18 protein-coding genes are annotated in these 20,549 nt (G+C 60.4%); 10 read left to right on the top strand and 8 right to left on the bottom strand.

Annotation, left to right across the window (positions count from 1 at the left end):
- The first annotated feature begins 99 nt into the window (after positions 1-99).
- The 4 genes from cysK (at position 100) to crr (ending at position 4,046) form a co-directional block, all read left to right on the top strand.
- Positions 100-1,068: a cysteine synthase A gene (gene cysK, locus ABD847_RS12985; protein ID WP_345013689.1), complete on the top strand. Its 969-nt coding sequence runs from the start codon at positions 100-102 to the stop codon at positions 1,066-1,068.
- Positions 1,069-1,446: 378 nt separating this feature from the next.
- The gene (locus ABD847_RS12980; RefSeq protein WP_345013686.1) at positions 1,447-1,704 is read left to right on the top strand and encodes an HPr family phosphocarrier protein; all 258 of its coding nucleotides are present in this window, start codon (positions 1,447-1,449) and stop codon (positions 1,702-1,704) included.
- 58 nt (positions 1,705-1,762) lie between these two features.
- A complete protein-coding gene (ptsI, locus tag ABD847_RS12975; protein ID WP_345013684.1) occupies positions 1,763-3,490 on the top strand; it encodes a phosphoenolpyruvate-protein phosphotransferase PtsI in 1,728 nt (575 codons plus the stop codon).
- Between the two features lie 46 nt (positions 3,491-3,536).
- A complete protein-coding gene (gene crr, locus ABD847_RS12970; RefSeq protein ID WP_345013682.1) occupies positions 3,537-4,046 on the top strand; it encodes a PTS glucose transporter subunit IIA in 510 nt (169 codons plus the stop codon).
- Positions 4,047-4,107: 61 nt separating this feature from the next.
- Here crr and tesB read toward each other — a convergent pair whose 3' ends face one another.
- The 5 genes from tesB to ABD847_RS12945 form a co-directional block, all read right to left on the bottom strand.
- Complete coding sequence (tesB, locus tag ABD847_RS12965; RefSeq protein WP_345013680.1) at positions 4,108-4,977, bottom strand: acyl-CoA thioesterase II; 870 nt, start codon at positions 4,975-4,977, stop codon at positions 4,108-4,110.
- Between the two features lie 115 nt (positions 4,978-5,092).
- Positions 5,093-6,370: a threonine synthase gene (gene thrC, locus ABD847_RS12960; protein WP_345013678.1), complete on the bottom strand. Its 1,278-nt coding sequence runs from the start codon at positions 6,368-6,370 to the stop codon at positions 5,093-5,095.
- Entirely contained in the window at positions 6,367-7,323 is a 957-nt protein-coding gene (gene thrB, locus ABD847_RS12955; protein ID WP_345013676.1) for a homoserine kinase, read from the bottom strand. The genes thrC and thrB overlap by 4 nt, the downstream gene beginning before the upstream one ends.
- Before the next feature lie 3 nt (positions 7,324-7,326).
- Positions 7,327-9,783, bottom strand: coding sequence for a bifunctional aspartate kinase/homoserine dehydrogenase I (gene thrA / locus ABD847_RS12950; protein WP_345013674.1), 2,457 nt, complete (start codon positions 9,781-9,783; stop codon positions 7,327-7,329).
- Positions 9,784-9,997: 214 nt separating this feature from the next.
- Entirely contained in the window at positions 9,998-10,693 is a 696-nt protein-coding gene (locus ABD847_RS12945) for a tRNA/rRNA methyltransferase (RefSeq protein ID WP_345013672.1), read from the bottom strand.
- Positions 10,694-10,841: 148 nt separating this feature from the next.
- On the opposite strand from ABD847_RS12945, the gene ABD847_RS12940 reads away from it, so the two are divergent.
- The 6 genes from ABD847_RS12940 (at position 10,842) to rfaH (ending at position 15,698) form a co-directional block, all read left to right on the top strand.
- Positions 10,842-11,279, top strand: coding sequence for a hypothetical protein (locus ABD847_RS12940; RefSeq protein ID WP_345013670.1), 438 nt, complete (start codon positions 10,842-10,844; stop codon positions 11,277-11,279).
- 294 nt (positions 11,280-11,573) lie between these two features.
- Positions 11,574-12,293 (top strand): two-component system response regulator ArcA, encoded by a 720-nt coding sequence (arcA, locus tag ABD847_RS12935; protein WP_345013668.1) that lies wholly within the window; start codon positions 11,574-11,576, stop codon positions 12,291-12,293.
- A gap of 278 nt (positions 12,294-12,571) precedes the next feature.
- Positions 12,572-13,615, top strand: coding sequence for a methionine ABC transporter ATP-binding protein MetN (metN, locus tag ABD847_RS12930; RefSeq protein WP_345013666.1), 1,044 nt, complete (start codon positions 12,572-12,574; stop codon positions 13,613-13,615).
- On the top strand, positions 13,596-14,249 hold the full coding sequence (locus ABD847_RS12925) for a methionine ABC transporter permease (RefSeq protein WP_345013664.1): 654 nt from the start codon (positions 13,596-13,598) through the stop codon (positions 14,247-14,249). Before metN ends, ABD847_RS12925 begins: the two co-directional genes overlap by 20 nt.
- Positions 14,250-14,287: 38 nt before the next feature.
- A complete protein-coding gene (gene metQ / locus ABD847_RS12920; protein WP_345013662.1) occupies positions 14,288-15,088 on the top strand; it encodes a methionine ABC transporter substrate-binding lipoprotein MetQ in 801 nt (266 codons plus the stop codon).
- 109 nt (positions 15,089-15,197) lie between these two features.
- Positions 15,198-15,698 carry a transcription/translation regulatory transformer protein RfaH gene (rfaH, locus tag ABD847_RS12915; RefSeq protein WP_345013660.1) on the top strand — a complete coding sequence of 167 codons (501 nt, stop codon included), beginning with the start codon at positions 15,198-15,200 and terminating at the stop codon, positions 15,696-15,698.
- On the opposite strand, the gene ABD847_RS12910 is transcribed toward rfaH, so the two are convergent.
- The 3 genes from ABD847_RS12910 to arcB are packed head-to-tail and all read right to left on the bottom strand — an operon-like array spanning position 15,695 to position 20,539.
- Positions 15,695-16,849, bottom strand: a complete 1,155-nt coding sequence (locus ABD847_RS12910) for an inverse autotransporter beta domain-containing protein (RefSeq protein ID WP_345013658.1) — start codon at positions 16,847-16,849, stop codon at positions 15,695-15,697. The genes rfaH and ABD847_RS12910 overlap by 4 nt on opposite strands.
- Positions 16,850-16,861: 12 nt before the next feature.
- Complete coding sequence (gene dgt / locus ABD847_RS12905; RefSeq protein ID WP_345013656.1) at positions 16,862-18,223, bottom strand: dGTPase; 1,362 nt, start codon at positions 18,221-18,223, stop codon at positions 16,862-16,864.
- A 3-nt stretch (positions 18,224-18,226) separates the two neighbouring features.
- Complete coding sequence (arcB, locus tag ABD847_RS12900) at positions 18,227-20,539, bottom strand: aerobic respiration two-component sensor histidine kinase ArcB (RefSeq protein WP_345013654.1); 2,313 nt, start codon at positions 20,537-20,539, stop codon at positions 18,227-18,229.
- Positions 20,540-20,549: the final 10 nt, after the last annotated feature.

Raw genomic sequence — 20,549 nt, 5'->3', positions numbered from 1 at the left:
TGCAATTACATATTGATATAACAAAAAGTCACTTCCTCTTGGTGTTTTTATGATTAATCTAACAAACATCAACCGACGAGATGAAAGGGACAGCGAGTCATGAGCAAGATCTACGAAGACAACTCCTTGACCATAGGCCATACCCCACTGGTCAAACTCAACCGTGTCAGCAAGGGCCGCGTGTTGGCCAAGGTCGAAAGCCGTAACCCCAGCTTCAGCGTCAAATGCCGTATCGGTGCCAACATGATTTGGGATGCCGAGCAAAAAGGCCTGCTGGGTCCGGGCAAGGAAATCATTGAACCCACCAGCGGCAACACCGGTATTGCGTTGGCCTTCGTAGCGGCCTCTCGCGGTTACCCCATCACCCTGACCATGCCGGCCTCCATGAGTCTGGAACGCCGCAAGCTGCTCAAGGCGCTGGGTGCCAACTTGGTGCTGACCGAGGCCGCATTGGGCATGAAAGGTGCCGTGGCCAAGGCGGAGGAAATTCGTGACGCCAACCCAGAACGCTACCTGCTGCTGCAACAGTTCGAAAACCCGGCCAACCCGGAAATCCATGTCAAGACCACGGGTCCGGAGATCTGGGAAGACACAGACGGCGAAGTCGATGTGATAGTCGCAGGTGTCGGCACCGGCGGTACCATCACGGGTGTTTCGCGCTACATCAAGCAGATCCAGGGCAAAGCCATCACCAGCGTGGCGGTAGAACCCAAAGAGTCTCCAGTCATCAGCCAAAAACTGGCCGGCGAGGAGATCAAGCCTGGCCCACACAAGATCCAGGGCATCGGTGCCGGATTTATCCCGGGCAATCTGGATTTGAGCCTGCTGGATCGCGTCGAGCAAGTCGCCAGCGATGACGCCATCGCCATGGCCCGTCGTCTGATGGAAGAAGAAGGCATACTGGCGGGGATCAGCTCAGGCGCCGCCGTGGTAGCCGCCAATCGGATTGCCGAGCTGCCGGAATTTGCCGATAAGACCATAGTGGTGATCCTGCCCAGCTCTGGCGAGCGGTATCTGTCTACCGCCCTGTTCCAGGGGATCTTCTCCGAGCAGGAAAACCAGCAATAATCCGAAACTGTGTCTTATCTCGCAAACAGAGCGCCCCTGGTTGGCGCTCTTTTTTTATTATCTGAACTAGGCTCTTAAGTAGAAAAAACCCATAAAACGACGCGTGGATACGAGGATCCGGCCAGTAAGCTGAACAAAGCTGAATCCATCGTATCAAAAAGTAACTACCGGCTATTTTTTGTTGCAAACAGGGGGGGGGCGCTTTTGCCGCTAGGGCTGGCAGGGCATAATCCCGAGCTACTGGCGGGTTGGTTATTACCTACTACTTTACAAATCGCACAAACCAACCCAAGACACCAGAGACGCTTTTTAACGCAACGCTGTCGTGGTGAAGGCACTGACCACTACGACTGTCATCATCAACATTGGGGTGAACACATGTTTGAGAAATCTGTCGTCATTACTGCTGAAAACGGTCTCCACACTCGTCCGGCTGCCCAGTTCGTCAAGGAAGCCAAAGAGTTTCAAAGCGACATCAATGTCATCAGCGGCGGCAAGTCTGCTAGCGCCAAGAGCCTGTTCAAGCTGCAGACCCTGGGGCTGACCAAGGGTACCAACGTGACCATCCAGGCTGACGGCCCCGACGCCCAGAAAGCCGTTGAAAAACTGGTTGCCCTGATGGCTGAGCTGGAATAATTCCAGCTCTTCCTTTATCTCGTCCTTTGTCGTTGTTCTCAATCTAGCAGGTACGGCTATGATCACTGGTATCTTGGCATCGCCAGGCATCGCATTTGCGAAGGCCCTTCTTCTGAAAGAAGATGAAATCGTTATCAACCAAACCCCTATCACTGCGGCGCAAGTCGACGGTGAAGTGGCGCGTTTCTACGATGCCCGCACTAAATCCTCCCAGCAACTGCATGCCATCAAAGAGATGGCTGGCAAAACCTTCGGTGAAGAGAAGGAAGCCATCTTCGAAGGGCACATCATGTTGCTCGAAGATGAAGAGCTGGAAGGCGACATCCTGTCCCTGATCCGGGATGAACTGGTCAGCGCTGACAAGGCCATTCACCAAGTGATCGAGCAGTACGCAGCCATGATGGCTGAGCTGGATGATCCCTATCTGCGTGAGCGGGCCACCGACTTCCGTGATATCGGTACGCGTCTGGTTAAGAATGCCCTGGGCATGGATATCGTCAACCTCAGCACCATTGATGAAGAAGTCATCCTGGTAGCCAAGGATCTGACACCTTCTGAGACCGCCCAGATCAACCTCAACTATGTACGTGGTTTCGTTACCGACATCGGCGGTCGTACCTCTCACACCTCCATCATGGCGCGCTCCCTGGAATTGCCGGCCATCGTGGGCACCAACAATGTGACCGAGCTGGTCAAAACCGGGGATTTCCTGGTGCTGGACGCTCTGCACAACAAGGTGTACATCAACCCGTCCGAGGAAGAGCTGGCCAAGCTGCAGTCTGCCCAGCAAAAGTACCAGGATGAAAAGGCGGAACTGGCCAAGCTGCGTGAGCTGCCAGCCGTGACTTTGGATGGTCACCGAGTTGAAGTGTGCTCCAACATTGGGACCATCAAGGACATGGATGGCGCCCATCGCAATGGCGCCGAAGGTGTTGGTCTGTACCGTACCGAATTCCTGTTCATGGACCGTGATGCCCTGCCCTCCGAAGAGGAGCAGTATCAGGCCTATAAGGAAGTGGCTGAATCCATGCCGGATCACCCCATCATTGTCCGTACCATGGACATAGGTGGTGACAAGGAACTGCCTTACATGAAGTTCCCCAAGGAGATGAACCCCTTCCTGGGCTGGCGTGCCGTGCGGATCTTCTTTGACCGCAAGGACATCATGCACACCCAGCTGCGGGCCATTTTGCGCGCTTCCGCCTATGGCAAGCTGCGCATCATGTTCCCCATGATCATCTCTGTGGAAGAACTCCGCGCCCTGAAGCAGGAGATCGCCGAGCTGAAGGAAGAGCTGCGCACTCAAGGCCATGCCTTCGATGAGAACATCGAAGTGGGCGTGATGATTGAAACCCCCGCGGCTGCCATCATCGCCAATCACCTGGCCAAAGAAGCGGACTTCTTCTCCATCGGCACCAACGACCTGACCCAGTACACCCTGGCTGTAGACCGTGGTAACGAGCTGATCTCCGGCCTGTACAACCCCCTGTCGCCGTCTGTTCTGAACCTGATCAAGCAGGTCATCGATGCCTCCCATGCCCAAGGCAAGTGGACCGGCATGTGTGGCGAGCTGGCAGGCGATGACAGAGCAACCCTGCTGCTGCTGGGCATGGGGCTGGACGAATTCTCCATGAGTGCCATGTCAATCCCGCGCGTCAAGCAGATCATCCGCAGCAGCAACTATGCTGAGGTGAAGGCCATGGCCGAACAGGCGCTGGCCAGTGCCACCATCGCGGAAGTAGAAGCCGTGATTGACAACTTTGTTAAGCGTAAGGCTGTCTGTTAATATCTGCGGATAAACAGCTAAAAAACAACTCTCAGGAGCAAAAGCCATGGGTTTGTTCGACAAACTGAAAAAACTGGTGTCCGACGATAGCAGTGATAACGGCGGCATCGAAATCTTCGCACCTCTGTCTGGCGAGATCGTACCGATCGAAGACGTACCGGATGTGGTGTTTGCCGAGAAGATCGTGGGCGATGGCATCGCCATCAAGCCGGCCGGCAACAAGATGGTTGCCCCCTGCGACGGCACCATCGGCAAGATTTTCGAAACCAACCACGCCTTCTCTATCGAGTCTGATACCGGTATCGAGCTGTTTGTACACTTCGGTATCGATACCGTTGAGCTCAAGGGCGAAGGTTTCACTCGCATCGCGGCCGAAGGCCAGCAAGTGAAGAAGGGCGACACCATCATCGAGTTCGATCTGGCGGTGCTGGAAGCCAAGGCTAAGTCCACCCTGACTCCGGTGGTCATCTCCAACATGGATGACATCAAGGTCCTGACCAAGCTGAGCGGCGCGGTCACCGTGGGTGAAACCCCGGTTATGCGTATCAAGAAGTAAGCCCAGCTTCGATAAAAAAAGCTCGCCGATCGGCGAGCTTTTTTATTGCCTGCCGCCCGGTTCAGGCGCCCAACGGCCGCTGTCGCACCACGCCCTCCTGGATGGTCGAAGCCACCAAGCGCCCATCCTGCGTGAAGAACTGGCCCCGCACCAACCCGCGCCCACCACTGGTGGTGGGACACTCCACCGCGTACAACAACCAGTCGTCCAGCCGAAAATCGCGATGAAACCACATGGCATGATCTATGGTCGCCACCTGCAAACCGGGCGTGAAGAAGCTCAGCCCGTGGGGTTGTAGCGCCGTCGGTAGGAAATTGAAATCCGACGCATAGGCCAGCAAATAGCGATGCACCGCCGACACATCCGGCATCTGGCCGTTGGCCTTGAACCAGACGTAGCGCTTGGCCTCGCAGGGTGCCGCCTTGAGCGGGTTGATGAAGGTCACGGGGCGCATCTCGATGGGCTTTTCGGACAGGAACTTGTCATGCAGTGCATCGGGAATATGCGCCTTCAGGGCATGGATCCACTCCAGCTCTGAGGTAAGCCCCTCCGGTCCCGCCACCTGGGGCATGGGTGCCTGATGCTCCAACCCCGGTTCCTCCACCTGAAACGAGGCGGTGAGGTAGAAGATCGGCTTGCCATGCTGAATGGCCTGCACCCGCCGGGTGGAAACCGTCTGTCCGTCGCGGATCTGCTCCACCTCGTAAAGGATGGGCTGCCGCACATCACCGGGCCGCAAGAAATAGCAATGCAGCGAGTGAACACTGCGATCCGACTCCACGGTTTGATGGGCAGCTGAGAGAGCCTGCCCCATCACCTGGCCCCCGAACACTGCACCAAAGCCCAAATCCTGGCTCTGGCCGCGAAAATGGCCCGCTTCGATGGGCTCCAGGGCCAACAGGGAGAGCAAATCATTAAGAACATGACTCATAAGCAAATCTCAACGACGAAGAGTCTGGCTAGGGTAGCAAAGGCCACCGAATGGAACCACTATCCAAAATAAAACGCCGCTCATTAGAGCGGCGTTTGGGTCTACCTCTTCAGGCTTAGGCCTTGAGCAGGTACTGGCGCATGGCGGCAAAGTCCACCGGCAGGTTGTCGGAGAGCAGCGGCAGATCCGCACGCTCGGCCAGCGGGGCCGGCAACTCCAGCTTGAGATCCAGGATCCGCTCCACGCTTTCCTGGAACTTGGCAGGATGGGCGGTGCACAGGAAGATACCCACTTCCTCGTCACTCAGCTGAGCCTGCAGCACATCCCAGGCGATGGCGCCATGGGGTTCGCACAGGTAACCCTGGGCATGCAGACGCTTGAGGGCGTCCTCGGTCTGCACATCATCACGGGCACCATAGCCCAGTTCGGACAGGGACCAGCCCTTGACCTTGAACAGCTCTTCCACCCGCGGCCAATTGTTGGGACGGCTGACATCCATGGCGTTGGACAGAGTAGCCACCGTGGTCTTGGGATCCCACTGACCGGCGGCCAGGTAACGCGGCACCGTATCGTTGGCGTTGGTGGCCACCACAAAGCGCTTCACCGGCAGCCCCAGGGCCTTGGCAATCAGACCTGCGGTCAGGTTACCGAAGTTGCCGGACGGCACGGCGATCACCGCCTCGGCACGCTGCTCCAGCGGCAGCTCGGCCACCGCCTCGAAGTAGTAGCAGACCTGGGCCAGCAGTCGGCTGATGTTGATGGAGTTAGCGGAGTTGAGGCCGATGGCCGCCTTGAGCTCCTCGTCATCGAAGGCCTGTTTCACCAGGGCCTGGCAGTCATCGAAGGCGCCGTCCACCGCCACGGTGCGGATGTTGCCGCCCAGGGTGCAGAACAGTTTCTCCTGCAGCGGGCTGATCTTGCCCTTGGGATAGAGGATCACCACCTCGATGTTGGGCAGGCCATAGAAGGCATGTGCCACCGCAGCCCCGGTATCGCCGGAGGTGGCGGTGAGAATGGTGATCTTCTCGCCTTGGCTGAAGGCGGTCAGGCACTGGGCCATGAAGCGGCCACCGAAGTCCTTGAAGGCCAGGGTCGGACCATGGAACAGCTCTAGGGCATACTGGTTGTCACTCACCTTCACCAAGGGTGCTGGGAAGACAAACGCCGTCTGTACCAGTTGGGCCAGCTGCGCCTTGGTCAGCTCATCGCCGATCAGGTGATGGAGGATCTCCACCGAGCGCTCGACGAAGGGTTTCTCCAGCAAGCCATGGATGTCGGCGAAGGGCTGGATTTGCTCGGGGAAGAAGAGCCCCTGCCCGCGACCCAAACCCTGCTTCACCGCCTGGGCAAAGCTCACCTGCTCGGTATGGTCCTTGATGTTGTATAACTTCATAATCCTTGTCCTGTTACCTGGGTGCCTTGGGTGTCGATATGACAGACATGGCAGAAACCATCTTGATTCTGGATGAAGTGCTGCTCCATCCACTCCTTCATGCGCAGCGCCTGCTGCTTGTCGGTCATGGCCACGAAGACGGTGGGGCCAGAGCCTGAGATACCGGTGGCCAGGGCGCCGGAGAGTTCGGCGTGCTGGCGCACCTGGGCAAAGCCCGGGATCAACGCCTGACGATAGGGTTCGGCGATCACATCCTTGAGCACGGCGGCGGCCAGGGCCTCCTGACCGCTGTGACTGGCATGGACGAAGGCGGCCAGGCGACGACCGTAGGTCAGGCAGTCGCTGCGGCGGTATTGGGCCGGCAGAATGGCGCGGGCCTCGGCGGTGCTGATGCTGATCCCCGGGTAGCAAACCACCCAGTACCAGTGTTCAAACGCCGGGATGGACTGGCTGATGATACCCGCCTCCTCCACCATCAGCTGGATGCCACCCAGGTAGCAGGGCGCCACGTTGTCATAATGGACTGAGCCGGAGATGCGGCCTTCCAGCTCGCCCATCAGCAGCAGTTGCTCATCCTTGTCGAGAGCGTAGTCATGAAAGGCGTTCAGCGCTTCCAGAGCGGCCACTATGCTGGAGGCGCTGGAGCCCAGGCCGGAGCCGATGGGCAGGTTCTTCTCCAGCACCATGTGCAGCGGCTTGATACTCAGCCCCTTCTTGCGCAGGGCCTCGCCATAGCCTTGGTAGCAGGCATAGACGATATTCTTGTCTGCCTCGGCAGGCAGCTTGTGGGCGAACCGCCCCTGGCAGCCCAAAGAGAACGCCTGCTCAGCGGCGCTGACTTCTACCCGGTCACCCAGCAGGGTGCCGTCGATGGGCGCCAGCGCGGCGCCCAGTACGTCAAAACCGACGCTTACGTTGCCGATTGAGGCGGGTGCGTATGCCACCACTGTCATGGCTTAAACCTCCTGCTTCCAGTTCAGGGTCCGCAGCAGATCGGCGAACACACCGGCAGCGGTTACTTCGGTACCGGCCCCGTAGCCACGCAGCACCAGGGGGATCGGCTGATAATAGGTGGAGAAGAAGGCCAGGGCGTTCTCACCGTCCTTCACCTTGTACAAGGGGTCGTTACCATCCACGGCCTTGATGGCCACCCGGCATTGGCCGTCTTCGATGGTGCCGACGTAGCGCAGTACCTTACCCTCGGCCTTGGCCTCGGCGCAACGCTCGCGGAACCAGGCATCGGCTTCGGGCAGACGCGCCAGGAAGTCCTCGGCACTGCCGGAGGCATCGAAACCAGGCGGCAGCGCCTGCTCCACCTGCACGTCGGACAGATCCAGCGCCATGCCGGCCTCCCGGGCCAGGATCAGCAGCTTACGCGCCACGTCCATGCCGTTGAGATCATCCCGCGGATCCGGCTCGGTGAAGCCGTTGCCCTTGGCGATCAGAGTGGCCTCAGAGAAGCTCAAGCCCTCATCCAGCTTGCCGAAGATGAAGGAGAGGGAGCCGGACAGGATGCCGGCAAAGGCCTTGAGCTTGTCGCCGGCCTTGATCAGGTTCTGCAGGTTCTCGATAACCGGCAGACCGGCGCCCACGTTGGTCTCATAGAGGAACTTGCGGCGGGTCAAGAGGGCCGTACGGCGCAGCTCGCGGTAATAGGCCAGGCTGCTGGTGTTGGCCTTCTTGTTGGGGGTGACCACGTGGAAACCGGCCGCCAGGAAGTCGGCATACTGGCTGGCCACCTCCTCATTGGAGGTACAGTCCACGATCACCGGGTTGATGAGGTGACTGTCCTCCACCAGCTTGCATACCGCCTCCAGGCTGAAGGCTTGCTGGGCCTGACCCAGCTCGTCGCGCCAGTGAGCCAGGTCGATGCCGTCCTTGTTCAGCAGCAGCTGACGGGAGTTGGCCAGGCCCACCACCCGCAGACCGATACCCTGCTCCACCAGCACGGGTTGCTGACGACGGATCTGCTCCAGCAAGGCACCGCCGACGCCACCCAGGCCCACCAGAATGATGTCGATGAACTGCTGGCTGCCGAAGATGTTCTGGTGGCAGGCCTTGATACCTTCGGCCACCTTGTGTTTAGCCACCACGGCGGAGATGGAGCGCTCGCTGGAGCCCTGAGCGATGGCGACGATATTGATGGCCGCCTGAGCCAGGGAGGTGAAGAAGCGGGCGGCGATGCCCTTCAGGGTACGCATGCCGTCCCCCACCAGGGAGAGGATGGCCAGGTCGTGGCGCATCTCGATGGGCTCCAGCATGCCGGCCTTCATCTCCAGGGCAAACTCCTGCTCCAGCGCCTTGCGTGCCTTCTCGGCATCATAGGTGTGAATACAGAAGCTGATGCTGTATTCGGAGGAGGACTGGGTGATGAGGACCACGGAGACGCCGGCGCGGGAGACGGTGGTGAACAGGCGTCCGGCCAGCCCCACCATGCCCTTCATGCCCGGGCCGCTGACGTTGATCATAGAGATGCCACCCAGATCGGAGATGCCCTTCACCGGGTACTCGTCGTCCTGCTCGGGACCGATCAGGGTGCCCTCGCCTTGCGGGTTGAAGCTGTTCTTGATGAGGCAGGGGATATGGAAGCGGGCGATGGGGGCAATGGTTCTGGGGTGCAGCACCTTGGCACCAAAGTAGGAGAGCTCCATGGCCTCCTTGTAGGACATGCGCTTAAGCAGCACGGCATCCGGCACCAGGCGCGGATCGCAGCTGTAGACACCGTCCACATCGGTCCAGATCTCGCAACATTCGGCATCCACACAGGCGGCCAGTACGGCGGCGGAGTAATCGGAACCGTTGCGGCCCAGCAGCACCAGCTCACCCTGTTCGTTGCCGCCGGTGAAGCCGGCCATCAGGTAGATGCAATCGGGCTTGATGCCCTGCTCGGCGAAGCGGGCGCGAGAAACATCGATGTTGACGTGGGATTCGAGGAAGCCACCTTCGGCCAGCAGCATGCTGACCGGATTGATCAGCTCCACATGATGACCGCGGGTCTTCAGCAACTGCTCCATGCAGGCGATGGAGAGCGCCTCGCCGCGGCTCAGGATCTTGGCCTGGATGTTATCCGGGCACTGGCCCAGCAGCAGTATGCCATCCATCAGGCGACGCACCTGACCCAGCTCCTGGGCCAGTCGGGCCTTGAGCTGCGCATCATCCAGCGCCGGATACTTGGCCTTGAGCCCCGCAATCAGACGGGTGAAGATGCCTTCAATCTCCGCCAAGGTACCGCTGGCGTCCAGACCCTGCCCGGTCTGCTCGGCCAGGGCCACCAGGTGATTGGTCACCTTGGCCGGCGCGGACAGCACCAGGGCCACCTGGGCCTGCTGCTGGGTGTTGACGACGATGTCGCCCACCCGCAAGAAACGCTCGGCATCCGCCAGCGATGAGCCTCCAAACTTCAGAACACGCATACTACCTCTCCCTGTAACGAAAAGGCCCGTACCTGGTAGGGTACGGGCCTTTGAAATTTACTGAACCTACTGTCAGTGCATCAGCCCGCCCCGAAACCACCCAAGGTGGTGCCGGTAATAGTAATGGTGGTGGTGATGCGGGTACCAAAAGACAGCATGTTACAAAACCTGTGTGGGTAAACGCGCTTAGCAATACCGGATGAGGCCGCCCCTGTCAACCTTCGCCCCGGTTCAGGGCCCGTTCCAGGTCTTTGCACAACAGATGCAAAAGGTTTAAATCCCGCTGCTTAAGCAAGGGAACCCCTGATATCACCCACTGCGCCAGCTTTTCATCCGGTGAAATGTCTATCTCACCAAATAATCCACAAATTCGCTGTTTCAGGGCCCGCACCTGGGCCTCGGCCGGCATAACTTCGCTTGGCGCCGTGACGGGCAATGCAAGGCGGCTGAGCTCGTAGGCATACAACATGATGGCCTGCCCCAGGTTCAAGGAGGGGTAATCCACCTTGAGCGGCAGATAACTGACCAGATCCGCCTGGGCCAACTGCTCGTTGGACAGGCCGGACTCCTCACAGCCGAACAAGATGGCCACCCGTCGCAGATCCGGCTTGCCTTGCAACTGCACCTTGAGCTCATCGGCCGTCAGGTAGATCTGCTGATGTCCCCGGCGACGGGCCGTGGTAGCCACCACCAGATCCATGTCTGCCAGGGCGCTGGGCAGATCCACAAAATGCTCTGCTTCTGCAAGTATCTCCTGGGCACCGTGGGCCACCCAACCAGCCGCCGCCTCCTGATGCACCAGGCTGTTGACCACCCGCAGCCGACTAAAGCCCATGGTTTTCATGGCACGGGCCGCGGCCCCCACGTTTTCCGCTCGGGCTGGCGACATAAGCACAAAATAAATATCCAAAAATACCTCCCTTGTTGCGGTGGACAATCTACCTTGCCCCAGTGCCCTGTGCCAGGGCGATTGCCGCGCATTTTTTGCACAGCTGGCTTTACAGCCGTCCCCCCTGTGTCATGCTTAGCCTCGGTGGTGTACTGAACGGAGGGCTAACATGGTAACAACCTCGCTGCGTTGGCTGCTGATGCTGAGTCTGGCTCCCCATATCTACGCGGCCGATCTCGCGGGCAAGACCACCTTGGGAGAAACCTGGTATTGGACCGATGATCAGGAGTACCTGGCTCCCCCGTCCTCAAAGCTGGCCGATCAGCCCATCCAAACCCAATGGTTCTGGCAGCATAGATATGATGCACTGACCCATCACCTGACCTCGGGGTTGGAGGTGACCTTGCCCTTCGGGCTGGCCATCAGCAGCAGTCTGCACCAGTTGCAGGGCACGCCCTACCGTCACCTCTTCTGGCAACTGGGCTCAGCCTATGGCTTCACACCCGCGTTGCAGTTACAGGCCCATTACCGGCTGCAATCTCCCAGCAGCTTGCCGGGCAGCGAACCGCAACAACAGCTTGACCTCGGTATCCTCTATCGCTTCTGAGTCCGCCTAAAAACCCACCGCCGAAAGCGGGTTGATCAATATCAATCATCCGGCTGAAAGTGTTATGGTTTTGTACCAAATGTATTGAGATGTTGTCCTCAACTGATACATTTGCTGCCTTCCTTGCCCCTCATGATAACAGCGGGTCGGATGTAGCATGCTTCACGTGACGCCCGTCTGGGTTTGCCACTTCCCATGCTCTTACCCTCTGGTTGTGATTGCCACGCACGCAAAAGCGGGCTAAAAAAAGCATTAACATTTGCTCAACATAATTATTCGTAATTGGGTAACGCCATGCATACAGCGCAGATTTTGATCGTCGAAGATGAACTGGTCACCCGCAACACCTTAAAAAGTATATTTGAAGCCGAAGGGTATCAGGTTCAAGAAGCCAACGATGGCGAAGAGATGCATGAAGCCCTCAAGGAACATCCCATCGATCTGGTGATCATGGACATCAACCTGCCGGGCAAAAACGGCCTGCTGCTGGCCCGGGAAATCCGCGAGCGGGGTGAAATGGCCCTGATGTTCCTGACCGGCCGCGACAACGAGGTGGACAAGATCCTCGGCCTGGAGATCGGTGCCGATGACTACATCACCAAGCCGTTCAATCCCCGGGAGCTGACCATCCGTGCCCGCAACCTGCTGGGCCGCACCATGCGCTCCGACGCGGCCAATCAAGACGGCGCCCAGGTGGATCAATATTGCTTCAACGGCTGGGTGCTGGACATCAATAGCCGGGCGCTGATCACCCCGGCCGGCGAAACCATACGGCTGCCCCGCTCCGAATTCCGCGCCATGCTGCATTTTTGCGAGAATCCGGGCCAGATCCAGACCCGCGCCGAACTGCTGATGAAGATGACCGGCCGCGAACTCAAGCCCCACGACCGTACGGTGGACGTGACCATTCGACGCATCCGCAAGCATTTTGAGTCCTTCACTGAAACGCCGGAGATCATCGCCACCATCCACGGCGAAGGCTACCGCTTCTGCGGTACGCTGGAGACGGCATGAGGCTGTCGACGACCAAAACAAGGCGCCACCAGGCGCCTTGTTTGTTTCAGCCCCAGCGCACATGAGCCGTTTAGCCATCCAGACATAAAAAAGTCCATTGACACCCAGGCGTGATCTTCTTAGCATCATCCCCTGTCATCCAAGGCATACTTTAGCGACTATCGCTGTAAGCCTGGGCATCCACTGGCCAGTTATCGGCCATAAACACGCACCGGCCGCCATCGCTGCTTATCGGCCCATTGCTGCTTATCGGCCCTAGATAGATCGGAACCTACCCTATGATAAGACTGAATGCCGTCGCCAAGACCTATGGGGCAGGCGCCTCGGCAGTCCAGGCGCTTAAGCCGGTGGATCTGCAGGTACACCAGGGGGAAATCTTTGGTGTCATCGGTGCCTCCGGCGCCGGCAAGAGCACCTTGATCCGCTGCGTCAACCTGCTGGAACGTCCCACCCAGGGTAGTGTGGTGGTGGATGGCATCACCCTGACCGAACTGGGTGAGCGGGAGCTGACCCTGGCCCGTCGCAAGATCGGGATGATCTTCCAGCACTTCAATCTGCTCTCCTCCCGCACCGTGTTCCAGAACGTGGCCCTGCCGCTGGAGCTGGCGGGTCAGACCCAGGCCCAGATCCGCGCCCGAGTCACCGAGCTGCTCAAGCTGGTGGGGCTGGAAGGCCGAGCCCAGGCTTACCCGTCTGAGCTCTCCGGTGGCCAGAAACAGCGGGTGGCCATCGCCCGGGCCCTGGCCCCGGAGCCCAAGGTGTTGCTGTGTGACGAGGCCACCTCGGCCCTGGATCCCCAGACCACCCAGTCCATCCTGGCGCTGCTCAAGGAGATCAATCAGCGGCTGGGGTTGACCATACTGCTCATCACCCATGAGATGGAGGTGGTCAAAAGCATCTGTGACAAGGTGGCCATCATCAGTAATGGGGAGCTGATCGAGCAGGGCGAGGTGGCCTGGTTCTTCAGCCATGCCCAGACCGAGCTGGCCCGGGAGTTCATCCGCTCCACCATTCACCTGCCGATCCCGGAAGAGTATCAGTGCCGCCTCAGCGCCGACGCCACACCGGGCAGCCAGCCGCTGCTGCGGCTGGGCTTCACCGGCCAGAGCGTGGACGCCCCGCTCATCTCCCAGGTGAGCCGCCAGTTTGCCGTGGATGTGAGCATTCTCAGCGCCGACATCGAGTACGCCGGTGGTGTCAAGTTCGGCTTCCTGCTGGCGGAACTGCAGGGTGAACCGGGCCAGACCGAGCAAGCCATTGCCTATTTCCGCGAACATCACATTCAAGTGGAGGTGCTGGGCCATGTCCGCAGCCATGATTAATCTGCTCTGGCAATCCCTGGGAGAAACCCTCTACATGGTGCTGGGCTCGGCAGCCTTCAGCACACTGCTGGGCCTGCCACTGGGCATCGCCCTGCACATCACCAAACCCGGCCAGGTGCTGGCGAGGCCTCAGCTGAGCCGGCTGCTGGGCATGCTGGTCAACCTGGGGCGCTCCGTGCCCTTCATCATACTGATGGTGGCCATCATCCCCCTGACGCGGCTGATCACAGGTACCAGTATCGGGACCACGGCGGCCATAGTGCCCCTGACGGTGGCGGCCGTCCCCTTTGTCGCCCGTCTGGTGGAAGGTGCCCTGATGGAGGTGCCCGCCGGCCTGGTGGAGGCCGCCCAGGCCATGGGTGCCCTGCCCCGGCAGATCATCACCAAGGTGCTGCTGCCCGAGGCCCTGCCCGGCATCATCAACAGCATCACCATCACCCTAGTCACCCTGGTCAACTATTCAGCCATGGCGGGCGCCATTGGTGGCGGTGGCCTGGGGGATGTAGGCATCCGTTACGGCTACCAGCGCTTCGATCCCAGCATCATGCTGATCACTGTGCTCATCCTGGTCGCCCTGGTTCAGTTGATCCAAAGCCTGGGGGAATACCTGGTCAAACGGGTCGATCACCGCTAACACTGTAAGGGCCTACGCCCGCCTATCAAGGAGTCATCATGGCAATATCATTCAAATCCACCGCCGTCGTTCTGTTAGGCGCCCTGCTGCTGGGCGGTTGCGGTGAGCAAAAGGCGGATAACCACATCAAGGTGGGTGCCATCGCCGGTGCCGAAGCCCAAGTGGTGGAAGTGGCCAAGCAAGTGGCCAAGGAAAAGTACGGCCTGGAAGTGGAAATCGTGCCCTTCAGTGACTATGTCACCCCCAACGTGGCGCTGAACGACGGCAGCATCGACGTCAACGCCTTCCAGCACAAGCCCTACCTGGACGCCCAGATCAAGGATCGCGGCTTCAAGCTGGTGGCAGTGGGCAACACTTTCGTCTACCCCATCGCCGGCTATTCCAAGAAGATCAAGTCCCTGGCCGAGCTGGCCGATGGTGCTCAGGTGGCCGTCCCCAACGATCCTACCAACCTGGGCCGCTCCCTGCTGCTGCTGCAAAAACAGGGCCTGCTGAAGCTTAAAGACAACGTGGGATTGAACGGTACCGTGCTGGATATCGTGGACAACCCCAAGCAACTGAAGATCGTCGAGCTGGAAGCCGCCCAGCTGCCCCGCTCCCTGGAAGACGTGGATCTGGCCATCATCAACAACACCTACGCCTCCCAGGTGGATCTGCAGGCTGATCGGGATGGTCTGTTCGTGGAAGACAAGGACTCCCCCTACGTCAACCTGATCGTGGCCCGTGAAGACAACCAGAACGACGAGAAGGTCAAACAGTTCGTTCAGGCCTACCAAAGCGAAGAGGTCTATCAGGCGGCCTACAAGCTGTTCAACGGCGGTCTGGTGAAGGGCTGGTAAACTGCGCACTGGATCCCGACACAGTGACAAGGCCACGGCAATCGTGGCCTTTTTTATGCCTGCCGGTTAGACTCGAGCCGGAAAAGAGCAACACGGGATAAATAATAAGATGCGTACCTGGTATCTGGCCTATTGCAAATGCAAAGAAGAAGAACGCGCCAGACTGCACCTGCGTAACCAGGGGGTGGACAGCTACTATCCCCAGGTGCAGGTGGAAAAGTTGGTAAGAGGACAGGTCCGCCAAGTCAGTGAACCCATGTTTCCCTGCTACCTGTTCGTGCACGTGGATCTGGAGGAATTTTCCGCCAGTCGGCTGAAATCCACCCGCGGTCTGCGCCGCATCATCACCTATGGCGAGCACTGGCAGACGGTGCCACAGCCGCTCATCATCGATCTGATGCGCCACGAGAATAACGATGAGGCCCGGGAGCACCTGAACCAGCTGCCCCGCCAGGGGGAAACCGTCACCATCGAGGAAGGCCCCTTCAGCGGGCTGCAGGCCATCTATCAGGAGCCTGACGGCGAGCGCCGCTCCATTCTCTTGCTGCAGCTGCTCAACCAGGATGTGAGCAAGAGCTTCTGCAACCGCAGCTTTCGCCGTCTGGCCTAGCGCTGTACCGCTATGATGCTCTGCCGCCAGAAGGGGCGGCAGAGCTCCTGTTCTATGTGCGGCTGGCTAAATTCGAACAGCGCCTGCCAACGGCCATCCAGCGGCAGACTCACACCCAGTTGCCACTGCTGATGAAACCAGCCCTTGCTGTTGCGCTCCTGCTGCCAGCTTAACGTCAGGCTGTCGATGGGGGTGTAAGTGAAGCCATATTGGGTAGCGGCGGCGGCATTATGACCATCACCACTGCCGAACAGTGACAGACGTTGCCCCTGCCAGCTGTAATAACGGGCCACCAGACTCAGATGAGGATAAAAAGGCAAACGACCGCTCAGTCGCCACTCCTGACCGCTCGCCGGGCGCTCCCAACGCTGGGTCTGATCCACCCAACGACCGGGTCCCAGGGGCGCATAGCGATTCACCACCAGGTCCAAGCCCCCCAATTGCCAGGCCGACCCCAGACTGAGTCGCCGGTGCTCAGATTCCACCTGGTAATCCAGACTACCGTTGAGCCGCCACAGATCCATCGCTTGCTGCCAAGGCTGCCAAGTGACCCCAAGATTGCTGGAGAGTCGCTCGCGCTCATAATGCACCCCGTACTCCGGCCACCAGCTGCGCCAGCGGATGCTGGGATCCACCCCATCCAGGCTGAAATGCGGCAGGGCGCCAAACAGCGGCAGCTGATAATCGGTCTGCACATAGCTGACCGATGGCTCTTCCTGCGGCACCCAGAATTGCAGCAGCTCACTCATGTAGCCATCCATCAACTTGACGCTGGCGTTCTTGGCCTTCTGCTGATCCGGATCCAGCACGAAACCCCGCTTGTGGGCATAGCGGCCGGCTTCTTTCATGGTCGTACGGCTGGCATCTTGACGAGGCGCGGGGCGCGGTGCCTTTAGCACCACGGAATCGACAGGGCCGCGGGCCCGCACCGGCAACCAGACCAGATCACCGGCCCGCAGAGCGCGCGAGCCCAACTCGGCATTGTAGTGTTGTTGCAGGCGAAGCACGCTCAGGTGCTTTTCCTGGGCCAGGCTGGCCCAAGTCTCCCCGGCCACCACCTGGTGAGGCTGCAACCGTTCACCGCTTAAGGGGCTGGCCATCAGGCTCAAGCTGAGCCCATACAAGCACCCGGCCCCCCATAGTCGTTTCATCACAGGCCTCCGCTAGATACCTCGCAGCAGCCGGTACTCCTCCAGCACATAGGTATCCGTCATGCCGCTGACAAAATCCAGGATCAGCCGGACTCGATAATACCACTCCTGCTCGGCCGAGCAGTCAAAGTTCGGCAGCGCCTCGGTCAGCGCCCGGCGATAGGCCGCCAGATGGCGCGGCGGCAGCCGGTGATACAAGCGTAGTGCCAGCGGATGGGCCGGCTCGCCGCCGCCCAGGGCCAAAGCGGCAAAGTCGGCCGCCGGCATGGCCAGCAGGCAGGCATAGTGATCCAACACACCGCCGATGGCGGCATGCCCCTGCAGCTCCAGCGCCTCCACCTCACGCTGGCTGAACACCTGCTGGCGCGCCACCTGCTTGAGGCGCGCCAGCACCCGGGCCGCCGGAGAGTCACGCAGCAAGCCGGCCACCGCCTCGCCCGCCAACAGCTGTGATTGTTGCTGCACAAACCCCTCACTGGCCAGCACCACCAGCTCCTCGGTGAGCTGACGACGAAACGCCGGAAAGAAACCTTCCGGCGCCTGGTTGGCGGAATGCAAGAGGTCAGCCAGATAAGGCTCGCACTCGCCGTCCTGCAGGTGCGCCAGCAGGCGGGCCTGGCTCAGCAGCCGCCGGTCCACCGCATCTTCCAGGTCGGCGATGCAGTAGGAGATGTCGTCGGCCAGCTCCATCAGGTAGACCAGGGGATGGCGCACCCCGTCGCGCAGCCCCAGGGCCTGCTGCAGTCGCGCCATCAGGGGCGCTTCGCTGTAGAAGTAACCGGCCTTGCTGCCTGCCCCGGCGGGATAGGGATACTTGATCAGCGCCGCCAGCTGGCTGTAGGTGAGATCCAGCTGCTGCAGGCTGTGTACCAGCCGCAGGCTCTGGGCATTGCCGTCGAACGCCAGCAGATCGGCGCGCAGCACAGGCCACTGGGCCGACCGTGCCGTTGGCAAGGCCTGGCCGGCCAGGTTATCCAGGTGACTGGCCAGCCAGTGACGACACACCGCCTCGCCGAAGTGGCCGAAGGGCGGATTGCCCACGTCGTGCAGCAAACAGGCCATTTCCAGCAGATCCTGCAAGGGCGTGGCCAGGGGCCGCATCCAGGCCTGGCGATCGACGATGGCCCGCAGCAGCTGGCGGCCGGCCTGCTGCACCTCCAGGGAGTGGGTGAGGCGGCTGCGCACCGAGGCCTTGACGTCCAGGGCAAACACCTGGGTCTTCTGCTGCAGGCGGCGCACCGGTGAGCTCTGCACGATCCGCGCCCGGTCTCGCTCGGTGGCCACCCAGAGGGTTTCCTCGGCACCACCGCTGTCGCGGCTGGCGCGGATCAGCCGGCCATAGGCCTCCAGCAGTGCGGCGGGATTCGTGGACATGGCCTACTCCTTGAGCCACTGCTGCAACAGGGCCAGATCCTTGGGGGCGGTGCGCTTGATGGTGTCGATCCAGTCGCCGATATTTTCCCACCAGGCCGGCAGATCCGGGCTCTGGGCCTGCTGCGCCAGATCAAATAGCCGCTTGAGGCCAATGGCGCCGGCGGCACTCTTGAGCTTGTGGGCCTCGCTGACGATGCCCTTCTGATCCTTGGCGGTGAGATTGGTGGCCAGGTGAGCCAGGTAATCCGGCAGCATCTGCTCGAACAGGCTCACCGCCTGGCCCAGCACCGGCTTGCCCACCATCTGGGCATATTCGTTGAGGAAGGTCAGATCCAGCACCTTCTCCCGGTTGCCCGCAGGCGGCGGCGGGGGCAGCGGCTCCGCCGGCTTACGCGGGGCAAACAGCTGGCTCAAGGTCTCCGCCAGGTTGCTCACCGACATGGGCTTGCCTATCACATCGCAGATGCCGTGCGCGGCATACACTGCTTTGTCCCGCACCAGGTTGGCCGTCAGGGCCACCATGGGCGGCAACTGCTTGCGATCGTACCGCCGCAGCAACTCATCGGCGATGTCAAAGCCGGTCATGTCCGGCAGCTGAATATCCAGCAGCAAGAGGTCAAACGCCTCTGGCTTGAACAGGGCCAGGGCCTCGGCGCCGGTACGGGCCGCCACCGTCTCATGGCCGAACTTGTGCAGCAGGGCGGTGGCCACCGTGATGTTCAGCTCCACGTCCTCCACCAGCAGTATGTTGAGAGGCGGCACCTCGCCGCTCTCCTCTATCTCCATCGGCAGCTCGGTCAGCAGTGGCAAGTCCAGCTCGACCCAGAAACAGGCCCCCTGCCCCAGCTCACTATCCACCCCGATATCGCCGCCCATGGCCAGCACCAGTTGGCGGGTCACCGCCAGGCCGATGCCGGAGCCGGTGGCGTGCTTCTCGCCGTTGAGCTGGTAATACATGGCGAAGATGTTATCCAGCTCGCTGGCCGGTATGCCGATGCCGGTGTCCTCCACCTCGATGCGCACCTTGATATGATCATCCTGGGGGGGGTGGAACAGGATGCGCAAGGTGATACCGCCCTGCTCGGTGAACTTGATGGCGTTGCCGGCCAGGTTCCACAGGATCTGCCGCAGCCGGGTGCCGTCGGCGTTGACCCGCTCGGGGATCTCGCCATCCACATCAAAGTGCAGGTAGAGCCCCTTCTGCTCGGCCATCAGTCGGGTCAGGCTCTCGATATCCTGCAGGAACATGGACAAGTCCAGCGGCGCCGGGGCTATCTCCAGGCGATGCCGGTCCAGTTTGTCCAGGTCGATGATGTCGTTGAAGATGTTGCCCAGGGTGACGGCGCTGAGGTGGATGGTGTTCAGGTGCTGACGCTGCAGCGGGGTCAGCTCGGTATCCAGCAAGATGCGGCTCAAGCCCACCACGCCGTTGAGCGGGGTGCGCAGCTCGTGGCTGATGGTGGAGATGAAGCTGGTCTTGTCGCGGCTGGCCTTCTCCAACTGATCCTGATAGGCCTTGTGCTCAGTGATGTCCCGGCCAAACCCCAGCAGGCCCAGGTGATGGCCCTTCTCGTCATAGAAGGGCAGCTTGTGAATTTCGAAGCAGGCCTTGCGGCCGTTGGGGAAGGTGAGCCACTGCTCGTAGGTCACCGCCTCCTTCTTCTCCAGCACCTGACGGTCGGTCTCCACCACCTTCTCCGCCACCTCACGAGGGTAGATCTGATGGGGCAGCATGCCGATGAGCTGGGCCTCGGACAGGCCCACCAGCTGCTCCATGGCCCGGTTGCAGCCGGAGAAGCGGCCGTGCTCGTTGCGGTAGTAAACCAGATCCGGTGAGTTATCGATGAAGGAGCGCCACAGGGCCCCGCGGGATTGCAGCTCGCGCTGGGCGGCCTCCCGGCGCAGCACCTCCGCCTCCAGCTCCTCCATGGCCCGCTCCTGGGCGATCTCGGCCCGCCGGGTCTCATCCATCTGCTGGTGCAGCTGGCTGATGTTGAGCTGCAGCTGCTCATTGAGCGCCTTGTCCCGATCCCGCATCTCCTGCAGCTTGTTGACCATGTCCTTCAACCGCTGACGGGAGTCTTCCAGCTCATCCACCACCGCGGTCAGAAAGTAGGCGGCCCAGGGGGTCACCAGCAGGCCGAAGAAGATGGAGCGCACCAGATCCACAAACTCCACCGTGCCCCGTAACAACAGCGTTACCCCCACCTGGATCATCACCGCCAACAGGATGACAAAGGAGGCCAACAGCAGACTGAAACGGATGATGCCTAACCGGGTAAGGCCATTAACGTAATACTGCGCCCAGGTTTTCATGCTCGGATCC

Source organism: Pseudaeromonas paramecii, assembly GCF_039540575.1.
Taxonomy (GTDB): Bacteria; Pseudomonadota; Gammaproteobacteria; order Enterobacterales; family Aeromonadaceae; genus Pseudaeromonas; species Pseudaeromonas paramecii.
The sequence above is the reverse complement of the archived record's forward strand: the minus strand, read 5'-3'. Positions and strand labels throughout refer to the sequence as shown.